Origin of the sequence: Nocardioides fonticola (assembly GCF_039536805.1) — a bacterium.
In the GTDB taxonomy this organism is placed as follows: Bacteria; Actinomycetota; Actinomycetes; order Propionibacteriales; family Nocardioidaceae; genus Nocardioides; species Nocardioides fonticola.
Genome location: NZ_BAAAZH010000017.1, coordinates 153,817 through 168,883 on the forward strand (window position 1 = coordinate 153,817; position 15,067 = coordinate 168,883).

The following is a 15,067-nucleotide window of genomic DNA, read 5'->3' on the forward strand; positions in this document are numbered from 1 at the left end:
CCTACTCGCCGAGCAGTCCCCGCCGCCGCGCGATCGCGGCGGCCTCCGTGCGCCCGGAGGCGCCGAGCTTGCCGAGGATGTTCGAGACGTGCACCGAGACCGTCTTGGTGCTGATGAACAGCGCCTTGGCGATCTCGCCGTTGCTGCGGCCCTCGGCCACCAGCGCGAGGATCTCGCGCTCCCGGTGGGTCAGCGCGACCTCCCCCGGCCCGGACGCCGCGGACCCGGACGCGGAGACGCCGCGCGCACCGAGCAGCTCGTCGCAGGCGGCCAGCAGCTGGACGGCGCCGAGCCGTTCGGCGGTCGCGCGGGCGCCGGCTGCGAGACGACGGGCCTCGGCGAGGTCGCCGGTGGCCGCCGCGACGCGGGCCCGGACGACGTCGCACGCGGCGGTCTCGGGCACGTGCCCGAACTCCGCGAACGCGGCCGACGCCGCGTTCCAGGCGGCACACAGCGCGACGGGGTCGACCTCGACGCCGACCGCCCAGCGTGCGCGCAGCGCCTCGGCCTGCAGCCGCAGCGCCCAGGCGCGGCCCTCGGGTCCCCAGTGGCCCGAGGGGTCGTCGTAGCGCTCGACGACCATGCGGCCGTCGGCCTCGAGTCGATCGATGTCGGGGAGCAGGGCCTGGCGCTCGGCGGCGCTCAGGCCGGGCGCGACCTCGCCGACGGCCCGCAGGGCCGTGGCGGCCAGTCGCAGCCGGGCGCTGAACCACGGCCGCCACAGGGCGCTCAGCACCTCGACCACCGCGTCGTAGGCGGCCAGCGCCGCCGGGAGGTCGCCGGCGCGCCGCGCTGCGTGCATCTCGACGGCGGCCGAACTGATGGGGATCGCCCCCTCCTCGGTCCAGGTCGGCCGGAGCGCCCGAGCGCGCTCCCCCACGGCTGCGACCTCGTCGTCCGCCGCCTGCTCGACCTCGAGGAGCAGCCGCACGCTGGCGAGCATGGCCGCTGGGATGCGCGGCGCGCCCTGCGGGTCGAGCACCTCGCGGGCGAGGCTCCACTCGCCGCGGACCATGTGGATCCATCCGGCCTGCCACCGCGATTCGAAGCCGTAGGGCGCCCACGGGACGCCGGCCGCGCGGGCGCGCGCGATCGCCGCACCGAAGTGCTGGAGCGCGATGTCGAGCTCGCCGTGGTCTTCGTGGTTGCGCCCGAGGTGGAAGCGGCCGCGCAGCTCGGCATGCAGGGCGCCGTCGCTCTCGGCGCGCTCGATCGCCTGGGTCAATGCGGCGCGGAGCACCTCCGGCGGGGCGTTGCGCAGGCCCGAGACCGTGGTGGCCGCCTCGGAGGCGAGGTCGGCGAGGTCGAGCCGCTCGGCGAGGGCCAGGGCTTCGAGCCCGACCGCCTGGGCCTCCTCGAAGCGACCGTAGGCGGCCAGCACCCGGGCCCGGCCCGCCAGCACCTTCGCCCGCAGCCGGGGCGCGTCGTCGGGGACGAGCGCCACGGCCTCGGCGGTCAGCGCCACCAGGTCGACGCCGCTCTCGATGAGGAAGAGGGCCTCCGCCCACCCCATCGTCAGCCGCGCCCGCCAGGAGGCCGGGGCGTCGGCCGGCAGGCGCCGCAGCTGCTCGCCGATCACCTCGGCGGCCCGGACGGCGTGCCCGGCCGCAGCCAGCGCCTCCCCGGCCCGGACGACGACCTTGGAGACGTCGAGGTCTCCGACCTCGACGCGCGGGTCGGTGAGCAGGTCGAGGGCGGTCAGCAGGTGCTGAGCGGCCTCCTCGGGCCCGCCGACGGCCAGGGCCTCCTCGCCGGCGCGCACGCTCGCGCGCAGCGCGGTGTCGGGATCGTGGGCCAGCCGGGCGTGCCGCGCGAGCTCGGCCGCCGTACCGGGAGCGCCCGACCGCAGGGCCTCGACGTAGGTGCGGTGCAGGGCGGTGCGCTCGCCGGGGAGCAGGTCGTCGTAGACGGCCTCGCCCAGCAGCGCGTGCCGGAACGTGTAGCGGCCGCCGTCGGGCACCAGCACGTGGTGCTCGACCGCGGCACGGATGCCGCTCTCGAACTGCTCGGTCGTCAGGCCGCACACGGCCCACAGCGTGTCGTCGTCGACGCGGCGTCCGGCCGCCGCGGCCGCGCGGACGACGCGGCGGGCGTCGTCGTCGAGACGGTCGAGACGCACGAGCAGCACGTCGGCGAGGTCGTCGGGCAGGGCGCGGTCGGAGTCGCCCGCCATCGCGGCGCCGGTGCCGACGAGCTCCTCGACGAAGAACGCGTTGCCCTCGGCGCGGGCGACGATGCCGGCGAGCTCGGACTCGGCGATCGGACGTGCCGCGAGCTGCCCCACCAGCGCGCGGACGGCGTCGTCGCCGAGCCGGTCGAGGTGGAGCCGCTGCACGCCGTGCAGGCGCACCCAGGAGGCGACCTGGCTGCGCAGCGGGTGGCGCCGATGCAGGTCGTCGGAGCGGTAGGAGGCCACGATCGCGATCGGCGCCTCGCCGACCAGCGCCCGGGCGAAGAGGAAGGACAGCAGGTCGCGGGTGGAGCGGTCGGCCCAGTGGCAGTCCTCGACGACGAGGAGCAGCGGGGTCTCGGCGGCCGCGCGCTCGAGCAGCGCCCACACGGCGGCGAACAGCTCGCCGCGGTCGAGTCCGGCGGCCTCGGGGGAGGCGGAGACCTCGGCGCTCAGCGTGCGTCGACCGGGCTGGAGGCGGCTCAGCGTCGGGTGGCTCTCGGCGACCTCGGCCACCAGGGCGGGCGACTCGGCGACCAGGCGGCCGAGCACCTCGGAGAAGGGCAGGTAGGCCAACGCGGCGTCGCCGAAGTCGAGGCAGTGGCCGGCGACCACGCGGCGTCCGGCCTCGACGGCGCGGTCGCGCAGGGCGAAGAGCAGGCGGGTCTTGCCCACCCCGGCGTCGCCGGAGAGCAGGACGACGCGGCCCGCGGGCGCGGGGTCGTCGAGTCCGACCGCGGCGGCGAACTCGGCGAGCTCGGCGTCACGGCCGACGAGGGGACGACGCGGCGACGGCACCGGCTCATGATCGCGCACGACGCCGACAGTCGCGGCAGCCACCAGGCTCACCCGTGGCCCGGCTCAGGAGAGGCGGTCGGAGCCCTCGATGGCGATCGGCCCGCGGCGACGGCGCCGCAGGTCGCGACGCAGGCGGGCCTCCGTGAACTGCTGACGGATCTGGGTGCGGCGGTAGGCGACTTCGGCGCGACCGGCGAGGTAGTTCTCGTTCATGGCACCGAGCGTGCGCGCCTGAGGTAGGCCCGCACATCGGGAGATACCTCAGATCCGGGCGGGCGGGTACCTCAGATGCGCCCTAGCGCCCGGACGACGGCGGTGAGGACGTCGACCGGCAGCGGGTCGCGGTGCTCGAAGCGGAGCGTGCCCTTGCCGGCCCGGTAGGGCGCGAGGAGCGCCTCGAGCTCGGGGGCCTCGGCGGTGTCGGGCACCGGATAGAGCGCCAGATGACGGGCCCAGCCGGCAACGTGCACCACCGCGCGGTCGGCGACGACGAAGGTCGGGATGTCGTAGCTGATGCGCTCCTCGGCATCCGGCAGGAGCGTGCGCACGAGGTCGAGCACCTCGCCGACCCGGCTGCGAGCAGGCTCGTCGAGGGCCGCGAGGTAGGCGGCGACGTCGCTCATGGCAGGAGTGTCGCAGCCCCGACGACCGGGCGCCCGGCCTGCCACACCCCGGCCACGAGCGGGACGCCGGGACGGTAGGCGAGGTGCACGTGCGAGGGCGCGTCGAGCAGCACGAGGTCGGCGCGGGCCCCGGGGACGACGCGTCCGACGTCGTCGCGGTCGAGGGCCCGGGCGCCGCCGAGGGTGGCGGCGCGCACGGCCTCGGCCGGGGTCAGGCCCATCTCGCGCACGGCCAGGGCGATCGCGAACGGCATGCTGCTGGTGAAGCAGGAGCCCGGGTTGCAGTCCGAGGCGATCGCCACCCGCACACCGGCGTCGAGCAGCGCCCGACCGTCGGGGTAGGGCTGCCGGGTCGAGAACTCCACCCCGGGCAGCAGGGTGGCCACCGTGCCCGACTCCCGCAGCGCGTGCACGTCGTCGTCGGTGAGGTAGGTGCAGTGGTCGACGGCGGCCAGCCCCAGCTCGGCGGCCAGCAGGACGCCGGCGCCGGGTCCGAGCTGGCTGGCGTGCAGCCGCCCGCGCAGGCCGGCGGCCGCGCCCGCCTCGAGGACGGCGCGCGCCTGGTCGACGTCGAAGGCGCCGCGCTCGCAGAACGCGTCGATCCAGCGGGCGTGCGGAGCGGCGGCCTCGAGCATCGGACCGGTCACCAGGTCGACGTAGGCCGCGGGGTCGTCGGCGTACTCGGGGGCCACGACGTGCGCGCCGAGGAAGGTCGTCTCGGGCGTGAACTGCCGCGCGATCGCGAGGCTGCGGGCCTCGTCGCGCACGCTCAACCCGTAGCCGCTCTTGATCTCCACCGTCGTGGTGCCCTGGCGCAGCATCTCCGTCACGAGGCGGCCCGCGTTGGCGGCCAACTGCTCGTCGGTGGCGGCACGCGTGGCGGCGACGGTGGTGCGGATGCCGCCGGCCGCGTACGGCGTCCCGGCCATGCGGGCGGCGAACTCCGCGGCCCGGTCGCCGGCGAACATCAGGTGGGCGTGGGAGTCGACGAACCCGGGCAGGACGGCGCGGCCCGCGACGTCGACGCGTGCGTCGGCGTCGGGCGCGGAGGCCGCAGGGCCGACCCAGGCGATCCGCTCGCCCGCGATCACCACGGCGGCGTCGTGCAGCAGCCCGGCCGTGTCGTCGCCGGCGACCCGGTCGGGGTCGTTGGTGACCAGCTCGCCGATGCCGGTGAGCAGGGTCGAGCCGCTCACAGCAGCCTCCCGATGACGGCGTCGAGCCGGGCGCCGGCGCCGGCGGGGTCGATGTCGCGCCACACGCCGTCGACCATCACCGCGAGCACGTCGGCGCCGCCGGCGGCGTAGACGGCGGTGTGGGCGTCGGCCCCGGTGCCGGCGGTGCGTATGCTGCGGGTGTCGAGGACGACGAGGTCGGCACGGGCGCCGACCTCGATGCGCCCGGCGTCGTCCCAGCCGAGGCTGGCGTGCCCGCGCGAGGTGGCGGCCTCCAGCAGCGCGCCGGCCGGCCAGTGGCCGCGGCGCTCGCTGGCGAGCCGCTCGTGCAGCTCGACGGCGCGCATCTCCTCGAAGAGGTCGACGATCGCGTGGCTGTCCGAGCCGAGCGTCAGCGGCGCCCCCGCGGCGCGCAGCGCGAGCGAGGGGCCGATGCCGTCGCCGAGGTCGCGTTCGGTGGTCGGGCAGAAGCAGGCGTGGGTGCGGGTGGCGCCCAGGCGCGCGACGTCGTCGTCGGTGAGGTGGGTGGCGTGCACGGCGCTGGTGTCGGGGCCCAGCGCGCCGGCGTCGTCGAGCAGCGCGGTGGGGGTGCGACCCGTGGCGGCCAGGCAGGCCTCGTTCTCGGCCCGCTGCTCGCTCAGGTGCACGTGCAGCGGCCCGCCCGCGGACGCCGTCGCGACGGCGCCGAGCTGGTCGGCGGGCACCGCGCGCACCGAGTGGATGGCCGCGCCGCGGCGGGCCGACGGCGGCAGCTCGAGCCGGTCGACCCGCGCGGCCCAAGCGTCGGCGTCGCCGTCGGTGTAGCGCCGCTGGGCGCCCTCGACCGGCGCCCCGAAGCCGGAGCTGAGGTAGCAGGTGTCGAGCAGCGTGATGCGCATGCCGGTCTCGACGGCGGCCGCCACGACGGCGTACCCCATCGCGTTGGGGTCGTCGTAGGGCCGGCCGTCGGGCGCGTGGTGGAGGTAGTGGAACTCCCCGACGCAGGTGATGCCGACCGCGAGCATCTCGGCGTACGCGGCGCGCGCGAGCTCGTGCAGGTCGTCGGGGGTCAGCCGGGCGGCGAGGTCGTACATCTGCTCGCGCCAGGTCCAGAAGCTGCCGCCGCCGCGCTGGGTGCGCCCGCGCAGCGCGCGGTGGAAGACGTGGCTGTGCGCGTTGGCCAGGCCCGGGATCGTCAGGCCGCGCACCACCGGCTCGGACGCCGTCCGGGCAGCGCCCGCGACCACCGAGGTGATGACGCCGTCGGCGATGGTGACCCGCACGTCGTCGGCGACCACCGCGTCACCGGGGTCTCCCACCAGCGCGCGCTCGAGGACGACGGAGGTCGGGCTCACGCGTCGTCCCCCTCCCCCGGGGCGACGAGCCGCTCGAGCGCGTCGGCCAGCGCGTCGACACCGGCCAGGCAGTCGGCCATCTCGGCGTGCTCCTCGGGCGAGTGCGAGACGCCGGTGGGGTTGCGCACGAACATCATCGCCGTGGGGATGCCGGCGGCGGCGAGCACGCCGGCGTCGTGGCCGGCCTGGGTGGGCAGCACCGGCAGGCCCGGGCCCAGCCGGGCGGCGAGGTCGGCCGGGAAGTCGACCGACGGCGAGACCGACTCGGCGGTCACCATCACCCAGGTGCCGTCGCGCTCGGCGCGGGCGGCGGCCTGCTCGGAGATCACCGCGACGAGCCGCTCCAGCTCGGCGTCGGTGGCGCATCGCGCGTCGAGCCAGGCGGTGACCCGCGAGGGGATGCCGTTGGTGGAGTTCGGCTCGACGGCCACCCGGCCGAAGGTCGCCCGCTGGCCGGTCAGCCGCGCCTGCTTGGCCGCGCTGAGCGCGGTGACGGCGTAGGTGAGCATCGGGTCGGCGCGGTCCTCCATGCGCGTGGTGCCCGCGTGGTTGGGCTCGCCGGTGAAGTCGAAACGCCAGCGCCCGTGCGGCCAGATGCAGGCCGCCATGCCGACCGGGGCGTCGAGGTCGACGAGCCCACGGCCCTGCTCGACGTGCAGCTCGACGAACGCCTCGACGCCGTCCAGGCCCATCGGGACGCCGTCCAGGCCGCTGGCCGCCAGCACGTCGGGGAGCGCACGGCCCTCGGCGTCGCGCAGCTCGCGGGCGCGCTCCCAGGTCAGCGACCCCGTGACCAGACGCGAACCCAGGCAGGCGATCCCGAACCGGGAGCCCTCCTCCTCGGCGAACACGCTCACGCCCAGGCGCTTGACCGGCGCCACGCCACGCTCGCGCAGCAGGTCGACCGCACCGAGCGCCGAGACCACGCCCAACGGGCCGTCGAACGCGCCGCCGTCGGGCACCGAGTCGAGGTGCGAGCCGGTGAGCACCGCCGGGGCGTCGTCCGGGCCCCACCAGGCGACGAGGTTGCCGAGTCCGTCGCCCTCGACGACCAGCCCGCGCGCCTGCGCCTCCTCGACGAACCAGGCGCGCATCTCGGTCTCGGCGGCGTCGTAGGGACGCCGCCGGTAGCCGCTCGAGGTGTGGCCGAGTGGGGCGAGCGTTCGCCACATCGACTCGACGTCAGACACAGTGACCTCCGTGGAGTTCCAGGACGTGGTGCGGCGTCGCCGCATGGTGCGCCGCTATGCCGCGACGCCGGTCGATCCGGCGGTGGTCGACCGTGCGATCCGCAACGCGACCCATGCGCCGAGCGCAGGTTTCAGCCAGGGCTGGGGATTCCTCGTGCTCGACACCCCCGACGACGTGCGTCGCTATTGGGCCACGACCGCCGACGACCTCGAGCCACCCGACCGCTGGCTGGCGGGGTTGATGACCGCGCCGGTCGTGATCGTGCCGTGCAGCAGCGAGGCCGCCTACCGGCGCCGCTACGCCGAGACCGACAAGGGGTGGGCCGCCGACGACCCGAACCCGCGGTGGCACAAGCCCTACTGGGACCTCGACACCGCCATGGCCTCGCTGCTCGTGCTGCTCACGGCCGTCGACGAGGGCCTGGGCGCCTGCTTCTTCGGGATCCCGCCGCACCGGGTGGACGCCGTCCGCGCGGCGTTCGGGATCCCCGACGACCACGACCCCATCGGGGCGATGACGCTGGGCCATCGACTGCCCGACCCGGCGGCCACCGGCAACGCCGGTTCGCCGGCGCGACGGCCACGGCGTCCGCTGGAGGAGGTCCTCCATCGCGGTCGCTGGCATGGGGCCTAGTCCATCGGTCGGCCGCGGAGCGGTCAACGACGGGCACCCGACCCGCTGTCTGGGATCCCAGACAACTGCGCCCGGCCCGGGGTTCGGGCACCCCTCGTAGGCTGGAGCCATGGCCGAGTCCGCTCGTCCCGACCGCCAGCCGGATCACCGGCCCGAGTCCCAGTCCCAGCCCGAGCACCTGCGCGCCGCCGACCGCACGCAGGGCGGTGAGCGCGCCGCCGCCCGCCTGCGGGCCCAGCACCAGAGCAGCTGGGTCGACCAGCAGATCCGGATCGCGATGGCACGCGGCGACTTCGACGACCTGCCCGGCGCCGGCAAGCCGCTCGACCTCTCCGACAGCGGCGACCCGAACTGGTGGGTCAAGCGCCTCGTCGAACGCGAACGCATCACCGGGGTCCTGCCCCCCGCCCTGCAACTGCGCAAGGACGACGCCGCCCTCGACGACCTGCTCGACCGCACGATCGTCGAGAGCGAGGCCCGCCAGCAGATCGAGGAGTTCAACGCCCGCGTCATCCGGGCCCGCTACACCCCGGTCGACGGCCCACCGCTCATCACGATGCCGCGCGACGTCGAGGCCACGCTCGCGGCCTGGCGGGAGCGGCGCGACGAACGCCGGCGGGCGACCCTGGCCGCCGTCCCCGAGCCGGCTCCGCGGCGCCGGCGCCGGTTCCCCTGGTCGCGGCGCCCCTGACGGTGGTCGAGGTGGGAGGCGCCCCGGCGCCGACCCGCGAGACCCGGCGAGGTGGACACCCGCCGGTACCGGTGAGCCCGCACGTCCCGGGGTCTCGCGGCTCGCTGCGCTCGCACCTCGACCACCGGCACTCGCCGGCGTCCGATCCGCGGACCTGTCGACTGCGTCATACCGGCGAGTAACCGCCGGCTGCTAGCTTCCGCCCCATGCGTACGAGCAAGGACTTCTTCCGTCCCCTGGCCGTCGGTGCCCCCGCCCCGCTGCGGGAGATCCCGGCCCGCCCCAGCCGCGCGATCCACTTCTTCGACCCCAGCAACGAGAAGATGGCCGCGAAGATCCCCGCGATGGTCGGCACCGTCGACGTCCTGCTGGGCAACCTCGAGGACGCCGTCAAGGCCGACAACAAGGTCGCCGCCCGCGAGGGCCTCGTGCGCATCGCGCAGTCCACCGACTTCGGGCCCACCCAACTGTGGACCCGCATCAACTCCCTCGACAGCCCCTGGGTGCTCGACGACCTCACCACGCTCGTGCCGGCCATCGGCGAGAAGCTCGACGTCATCATGGTGCCGAAGGTGCAGGGCGCCGAGGACATCCACTACGTCGACCGCCTGCTCGCCCAGCTCGAGGCGAAGGCCGGCATCAGCAAGCCGATCCTCGTGCACGCGATCCTCGAGACCGCCCGCGGTGTGGCCAACATCGAGGAGATCTGCGCCGCCTCGCCGCGCATGCAGGGCCTCTCCCTCGGCCCGGCCGACCTCGCCGCCGACCGCCGCATGAAGACCACCCGCGTCGGCGGCGGCCACCCCGGCTACCTCGTGCGCCAGGACCCGGCGTCCAGCAGCGAGGACGACATCAACGCGCCGCGCGCGATCTTCCAGCAGGACCTCTGGCACTACACGATCGCCCGCATGGTCGACGCGTGCGCGATGCACGGCATCTACCCCTACTACGGCCCGTTCGGCGACATCGCCGACGTCGTGGCATGCGAGGACCAGTTCCGCAACGCCTTCCTGCTCGGCTGCGTGGGCACCTGGAGCCTGCACCCCAAGCAGATCGCCATCGCCAACCGGGTCTTCAGCCCCAGCGTCGAGGACATCAAGCACGCCCGCCGCGTGGTCGCCGCCATGGGCGACGGCACCGGCGCGGTGATGCTCGACGGGAAGATGGAGGACGACGCCTCCCTCAAGCAGTGCCTGGTGATGGTGGAGCTCGCCGAGCAGCTCGCGGCGATCGACCCCGAGCTCAAGGCCGCCTACGACGCGATCGAGATCTGAGGAGAGACGGCCATGAGCGAGTTCACCCCCCTGCGCAGCGTCCTCTACATGCCCAGCTCGAACGAGAAGGCGCTGGAGAAGGCCAAGACCCTGCCCATCGACGGCGTCATCTTCGACCTCGAGGACGCCGTCGCCCCCGACGCCAAGCCGTCGGCACGTGAGTCGGCCGCGGCCGCCGTCGCCTCCGGCGAGTACGGACGCCGCACGCTGACGATCCGCGTCAACGGCATCGGCACCCAGTGGCACGACGACGACATCCGCGCCGCCGCCCAGGCCGGCCCGAACGCCGTCGTCGTCCCGAAGGTCAACAGCGCGGCCGAGGTCGGCCAGCTCGTCGACGCCCTCGAGAAGGCCGGCGCCCCCGACCACACCACGCTGTGGGCGATGATCGAGACGCCGGTGGCGATCCTCGACGCGCTCGCGATCGCGCGGGCCTCGCAGCGGCTCTCGGTGCTCGTGATGGGCACCAACGACCTCGTCAAGGAGCTCTACGCCGAGCACGTGCCGGGCCGGGCGCCGATCCTGCCGAGCCTGCACACCGCCCTGCTGGCCGCCCGCGCCGCCGGCATCGCGATCCTCGACGGCGTCTACAACGACGTGAAGAACATCGACGGCTTCCTCGCCGAGTGCGAGCAGGGCCGCCAGATGGGCTTCGACGGCAAGACCCTCATCCATCCCGGCCAGATCGAGGGCGCCAACGCCGCCTTCGCGCCGTCCGAGCAGGCCGTCGCCGACGCGCGCGGCATCCTCGAGGCCTGGGAGGCCGGCGCCGGCAGCGGCGTCGTCACCTACAACGGCCGCATGGTGGAGAACCTGCACGTCGAGTCCGCCACCCGCACCCTGCGGATCCACGAGGCGATCACGGCACTTCAGTGATCTGATGCGCGGGTGACCCCGTCAGGTCGTGAGCTCGCGCACCAGACGCGCCGGGGCGGTGAGGCGGAACGAGGCGTCGAGGAGTTCGGCGACCTCGGCCCAGTCGACGGCGTCCGGCTCGGTGTCGAGCGTCAGGCCGAGCCAGCCCGAGGGCCCGAGGTAGGCCGGCACCCAGACCCGCGGATCGGCCAGCAGCCCCTCGCGCTCGGCGGGATCGGGCTGCACCATGATCGCCTGCTCGTGCTGCACCCAGGTGCCCTCGATGCGCTGGGAGCCGCCGTAGTAGGCGAAGACCTTGGTGGTGAAGAACGCGGGGCGGCCGTGGGTCACCTTCATGGCCGCGCCCGGGAACGTCAGCGCGAGGTCGCGCACCCGCTGGAACACCGGGTCGTCGTCGTCGAACATCTGCGGGTGGGCCACGGGACCAGCCTGAACGGCGGCCCCGCTCGGCGTCCAGAGGAGCGGCACGGGAGCATGGGCGCATGCGCGCCGTCGTCCAACGCACCACCTCCGCCAGCGTCACCGTCGACGGCGCGGTCGTCGGCGCCACCGAGGGGCCGGGACTGCTGGTCTACCTCGGCATCACCCACGACGACGGCGCGGCCGACGTCGCGTGGATGGCGCGCAAGGTGTGGGAGCTGCGGATCCTGCGCGAGGAGCGCAGTGCGGCCGAGGCCGGGGCGCCGGTGCTCGTCGTCAGCCAGTTCACCCTCTACGGCGACGCCCGGAAGGGACGTCGTCCCGGCTGGAGCGCCGCGGCCCCCGGACCCGTCAGCGAGCCGCTCTACGAGGCCTTCTGCACCGAGCTCGAGCGGCTCGGTGCCGTCGTGGCCCGCGGGATCTTCGGGGCCGACATGGCCGTGGCCGCGGTCAACGACGGCCCGATCACGCTCATCCTGGACTCGCCGCGCTGAGGCGGCCGGAGGGCGTCGTCCACAGGATCGGTCAGGCAAGACTGTCGGTCTGCGATGCAAGTCTTGCCTGACCGATGGCAGGAGTCACCGGGCGCCCGGTGACTCCTGACGCCGTCCCTCACAGCCCCGGAACCCGCACCCCCCGCTCCCGCGCGACCTCGACGGCGCGGGGGTAGCCGGCGTCGACGTGGCGCACCACGCCCATGCCGGGGTCGTTGGTGAGCACGGCCTCGATCTTCGCGGCGGCCAGGTCGGTGCCGTCGGCGACGATCACCTGGCCGGCGTGCATCGAGCGGCCGATGCCGACGCCGCCACCGTGGTGCAGGGAGACCCAGGTGGCACCCGAGGCGGTGTTGACCAGCGCGTTGAGCAGCGGCCAGTCGGCGATGGCGTCCGATCCGTCGGCCATCGCCTCGGTCTCGCGGTAGGGCGAGGCCACCGAGCCGCAGTCGAGGTGGTCGCGGCCGATGACGACGGGGGCGGAGAGCTCGCCGGTGCGCACCATCTCGTTGAACCGCAGGCCGGCGAGGTGCCGCTCGCCGTACCCGAGCCAGCAGATGCGGGCGGGCAGGCCCTGGAAGGCGACCCGCTCGCCGGCCATGGTGATCCAGCGGCGCAGCCGCTCGTTGTCGGGGAAGAGCTCGAGGATCGCCCGGTCGGTGGCGGCGATGTCGGCGGGGTCGCCCGAGAGCGCGGCCCAGCGGAACGGGCCCTTGCCCTCGCAGAAGAGCGGCCGGATGTAGGCGGGCACGAAGCCGGGGAAGGCGAACGCCCGGTCGTAGCCGCCCTTGCGGGCTTCGTCGCGGATCGAGTTGCCGTAGTCGAAGACCTCGGCGCCGCGGTCCTGGAACTCCACCATCGCCCGCACGTGGGCGGCCATCGAGGCCTGGGCCTCCTTGGTGAAGCCGTCGGGGTCGGCGGCGCGCCGCTGCTCCCACTCCTCGAACGGGACGCCGACCGGCAGGTAGGAGAGCGGGTCGTGCGCGGAGGTCTGGTCGGTGACGATGTCGATGGGTGCATCGATCTCCAGCAGCCGCGGGAACAGCTCGGCGGCGTTGCCCAGGACGCCGATCGAGAGCGGCCGGCGCTCGTCGCGCGCGGCGACGGCGAGCTCGAGGGCGTGCTCGAGGGAGTCGGCGCGCACATCGAGGTAGCGGTGCTCGATGCGCCGGTCGATGCGCGCGGAGTCGACGTCGATGCAGATCGCGACACCGTCGTTCATGGTGACCGCGAGCGGCTGGGCGCCGCCCATGCCGCCGAGGCCGGCGGTCAGGGTGATGGTGCCGGCCAGGGTGCCGCCGAAGCGCTTGTCGGCGACGGCCGCGAAGGTCTCGTAGGTGCCCTGGAGGATGCCCTGGGTGCCGATGTAGATCCACGAGCCGGCCGTCATCTGGCCGTACATCGTCAGGCCGAGCTCCTCCAGCCGCCGGAACTCCTCCCAGTTCGCCCAGTCGCCGACCAGGTTGGAGTTGGCGATGAGCACGCGCGGCGCCCACTCGTGAGTGCGGAAGACCGCCACCGGCTTGCCCGACTGCACGAGCATCGTCTCGTCGTCGCGCAGGTCGCGCAGCGTCGCCACCAGGGCGTCGTAGGCCTCCCACGACCGCGCGGCGCGGCCGGTGCCGCCGTAGACGACGAGGTCGGCGGGGTTCTCGGCGTTCTCGGGGTCGAGGTTGTTCATCAGCATGCGCAGCGGCGCCTCGGTCTGCCACGACCGGGCGGTGAGCTCGGTGCCGCGGGCGGCGCGGATGGGCAGGCGGGGGTTGGCGGTACGGGAGTCGGTCACTGGAGTTCTCCGATCACGGCGTGGACGGCGTCGAGGACGGCGCCCGAGGCGACGAGGGCGACAGCGGCCTCGAGCTCGGGAGCCAGGTGGCGGTCGGGGCCGGGGCCGGCGACGCCGGCGTCCCGGAGCGCCCGGACGACGGCCGCGGTGGCCGGCGAGGGCGCGAGCGGCGCGCGCAGGTCGAGGGCGCGCGCGGCGGTGAGGATCTCGATGGCGACGACGCGAGTGAGGCCGTCGACGGCCCGGCGCAGCTTGCGCGCGGCCGACCAGCCCATCGAGACGTGGTCCTCCTGCATGGCCGAGGAGGGGATCGAGTCGACCGAGGCGGGGCTGGCGAGCCGCTTGAGCTCGGAGACCACCGCGGCCTGGGTGTACTGGGCGATCATCAGGCCGCTGTCGACGCCCGGGTCGTGGGCGAGGAAGGCGGGCAGCCCGTGGTTGCGGCTGGTGTCGAGGAAGCGGTCGGTGCGCCGCTCGCTGATGCCGGCGACGTCGGCGGCGATGATCGCCAGGAAGTCGAGCATGTGCGCGACGGGCGCCCCGTGGAAGTTGCCGTTCGACTCCACGCGGCCCTCCTCGGGCAGCACGACCGGGTTGTCGACGGCGGCGGACAGCTCGCGCCCGGCGACGACGGCCGCGTACCCGAGGGTGTCGCGGGCCGCGCCGTGCACCTGGGGCGAGCAGCGCAGCGAGTAGGCGTCCTGCACGCGGTTGCAGTCGGGGCCGCGGTGCGAGGCGACGATGCCGGACCCGGCGAGCAGGGCCACCAGGTTCGCCGCGGACGCCGCCTGGCCGGGGTGGGGGCGCAGCGCCTGGAGCTCGGGCGCGAAGACCCGGTCGGTGCCAAGCTGGCCCTCCACCGACATCGCGGCGGCGACGTCGGCGGTGCGCAGCAGCATCCGCAGGTCGGCGATCGCCATCACCAGCATGCCGAGCATGCCGTCGGTGCCGTTGATGAGCGCGAGACCCTCCTTGGGCCCGAGCTCGACCGGCGCGAGGCCGGCGGCGGCGAGCGCCTCGGCGGCAGGGCGCAGGACGCCGTCCGCGTCGCGCACCTGCCCCTCCCCGATGAGTGCGAGGGCGCAGTGCGAGAGCGGGGCGAGGTCGCCGGAGCAGCCGAGCGAGCCGTACTCGTGGACGACGGGGGTGATGCGGTGGGTCAGCAGGTCGGCGAGCAGCTGGGCGGTGGCCGGCCGCACGCCGGTGTGGCCGGTGGCCAGCGTCGAGAGGCGCAGCAGCATCAGCGCCCGCACGACCTCGGTCTCGACCTCGGGGCCGGAGCCGGCCGCGTGCGAGCGCACGAGGGAGCGCTGCAGCTGGGCGCGCAGGTCGGCGGGGATGTGGCGGGTGGCCAGCGCCCCGAAGCCGGTGGAGATGCCGTACGCCGGCGTGGGCGCCTCGGCGAGCGCCTCGACGACGCCGCGGGCCCGGGCGATCGCAGCGACGGCGTCCTCGCCCAACCGGACGGGGGAGCCGTCGCGGGCGACCGCGATCACCTCCTCCGGGGTGACCGGGCCGACGCCGACGATGACGGGAGGTCTGGACATGTGTCCCATCCAACGCCGCCCCCGCCCCGGGCGGCAGATGCCACCCGCCGGAGCG

General features: G+C 74.9%; 14 protein-coding genes. 5 read left to right on the forward strand and 9 right to left on the reverse strand.

What is annotated here, in order from left to right:
* Window position 1 precedes the first annotated feature (1 nt).
* The 6 genes from ABD671_RS12990 to ABD671_RS13015 form a co-directional block, all read right to left on the reverse strand.
* A complete protein-coding gene (locus ABD671_RS12990) occupies window positions 2–3,010 on the reverse strand; it encodes an ATP-binding protein (RefSeq protein WP_344733814.1) in 3,009 nt (1,002 codons plus the stop codon).
* Between the two features lie 21 nt (window positions 3,011–3,031).
* Window positions 3,032–3,181: a hypothetical protein gene (locus ABD671_RS12995; RefSeq protein WP_344733815.1), complete on the reverse strand. Its 150-nt coding sequence runs from the start codon at window positions 3,179–3,181 to the stop codon at window positions 3,032–3,034.
* 71 nt (window positions 3,182–3,252) lie between these two features.
* Window positions 3,253–3,591 (reverse strand): iron chaperone, encoded by a 339-nt coding sequence (locus ABD671_RS13000; protein ID WP_344733817.1) that lies wholly within the window; start codon window positions 3,589–3,591, stop codon window positions 3,253–3,255.
* Entirely contained in the window at window positions 3,588–4,787 is a 1,200-nt protein-coding gene (hutI, locus tag ABD671_RS13005) for an imidazolonepropionase (protein WP_344733818.1), read from the reverse strand. The genes ABD671_RS13000 and hutI overlap by 4 nt, the downstream gene beginning before the upstream one ends.
* The gene (locus ABD671_RS13010) at window positions 4,784–6,100 is read right to left on the reverse strand and encodes a formimidoylglutamate deiminase (RefSeq protein ID WP_344733819.1); all 1,317 of its coding nucleotides are present in this window, start codon (window positions 6,098–6,100) and stop codon (window positions 4,784–4,786) included. Before ABD671_RS13010 ends, hutI begins: the two co-directional genes overlap by 4 nt.
* Window positions 6,097–7,290 carry an allantoate amidohydrolase gene (locus tag ABD671_RS13015; protein WP_344733820.1) on the reverse strand — a complete coding sequence of 398 codons (1,194 nt, stop codon included), beginning with the start codon at window positions 7,288–7,290 and terminating at the stop codon, window positions 6,097–6,099. The genes ABD671_RS13010 and ABD671_RS13015 overlap by 4 nt, the downstream gene beginning before the upstream one ends.
* 10 nt (window positions 7,291–7,300) lie before the next feature.
* Here ABD671_RS13015 and ABD671_RS13020 point away from each other — a divergent pair, with 10 nt between their 5' ends.
* The 4 genes from ABD671_RS13020 (at window position 7,301) to ABD671_RS13035 (ending at window position 10,765) form a co-directional block, all read left to right on the forward strand.
* On the forward strand, window positions 7,301–7,924 hold the full coding sequence (locus ABD671_RS13020) for a nitroreductase family protein (RefSeq protein WP_344733821.1): 624 nt from the start codon (window positions 7,301–7,303) through the stop codon (window positions 7,922–7,924).
* A gap of 109 nt (window positions 7,925–8,033) precedes the next feature.
* Window positions 8,034–8,615 (forward strand): DnaJ family domain-containing protein, encoded by a 582-nt coding sequence (locus ABD671_RS13025; RefSeq protein ID WP_344733822.1) that lies wholly within the window; start codon window positions 8,034–8,036, stop codon window positions 8,613–8,615.
* A 206-nt stretch (window positions 8,616–8,821) separates the two neighbouring features.
* Window positions 8,822–9,889: an HpcH/HpaI aldolase/citrate lyase family protein gene (locus ABD671_RS13030; RefSeq protein ID WP_344733823.1), complete on the forward strand. Its 1,068-nt coding sequence runs from the start codon at window positions 8,822–8,824 to the stop codon at window positions 9,887–9,889.
* Between the two features lie 12 nt (window positions 9,890–9,901).
* Window positions 9,902–10,765 carry an HpcH/HpaI aldolase/citrate lyase family protein gene (locus ABD671_RS13035; protein WP_344733824.1) on the forward strand — a complete coding sequence of 288 codons (864 nt, stop codon included), beginning with the start codon at window positions 9,902–9,904 and terminating at the stop codon, window positions 10,763–10,765.
* A gap of 21 nt (window positions 10,766–10,786) precedes the next feature.
* Here the strand turns inward: ABD671_RS13035 and ABD671_RS13040 are convergent, their stop codons facing one another.
* Window positions 10,787–11,185, reverse strand: coding sequence for an MmcQ/YjbR family DNA-binding protein (locus ABD671_RS13040; RefSeq protein WP_344733825.1), 399 nt, complete (start codon window positions 11,183–11,185; stop codon window positions 10,787–10,789).
* Between the two features lie 62 nt (window positions 11,186–11,247).
* Here ABD671_RS13040 and dtd point away from each other — a divergent pair, with 62 nt between their 5' ends.
* On the forward strand, window positions 11,248–11,679 hold the full coding sequence (dtd, locus tag ABD671_RS13045) for a D-aminoacyl-tRNA deacylase (RefSeq protein WP_344733826.1): 432 nt from the start codon (window positions 11,248–11,250) through the stop codon (window positions 11,677–11,679).
* Window positions 11,680–11,797: 118 nt separating this feature from the next.
* Here the strand turns inward: dtd and hutU are convergent, their stop codons facing one another.
* Window positions 11,798–13,465: a urocanate hydratase gene (hutU, locus tag ABD671_RS13050; RefSeq protein WP_344733827.1), complete on the reverse strand. Its 1,668-nt coding sequence runs from the start codon at window positions 13,463–13,465 to the stop codon at window positions 11,798–11,800.
* The gene (hutH, locus tag ABD671_RS13055) at window positions 13,462–15,012 is read right to left on the reverse strand and encodes a histidine ammonia-lyase (RefSeq protein ID WP_344733828.1); all 1,551 of its coding nucleotides are present in this window, start codon (window positions 15,010–15,012) and stop codon (window positions 13,462–13,464) included. The genes hutU and hutH overlap by 4 nt, the downstream gene beginning before the upstream one ends.
* Between the last annotated feature and the right edge of the window lie 55 nt (window positions 15,013–15,067).

What these genes read in the sequence shown, in the direction of transcription:
- hutH (WP_344733828.1), bottom strand. Translation starts at nt 15,012, where the DNA reads ATGTCCAGACCTCCCGTCATCGTCGGCGTCGGCCCGGTCACCCCGGAG.
- ABD671_RS13030 (WP_344733823.1), top strand. Translation starts at nt 8,822, where the DNA reads ATGCGTACGAGCAAGGACTTCTTCCGTCCCCTGGCCGTCGGTGCCCCC.
- dtd (WP_344733826.1), top strand. Translation starts at nt 11,248, where the DNA reads ATGCGCGCCGTCGTCCAACGCACCACCTCCGCCAGCGTCACCGTCGAC.
- ABD671_RS13035 (WP_344733824.1), top strand. Translation starts at nt 9,902, where the DNA reads ATGAGCGAGTTCACCCCCCTGCGCAGCGTCCTCTACATGCCCAGCTCG.
- ABD671_RS12995 (WP_344733815.1), bottom strand. Translation starts at nt 3,181, where the DNA reads ATGAACGAGAACTACCTCGCCGGTCGCGCCGAAGTCGCCTACCGCCGC.
- ABD671_RS13000 (WP_344733817.1), bottom strand. Translation starts at nt 3,591, where the DNA reads ATGAGCGACGTCGCCGCCTACCTCGCGGCCCTCGACGAGCCTGCTCGC.
- ABD671_RS13025 (WP_344733822.1), top strand. Translation starts at nt 8,034, where the DNA reads ATGGCCGAGTCCGCTCGTCCCGACCGCCAGCCGGATCACCGGCCCGAG.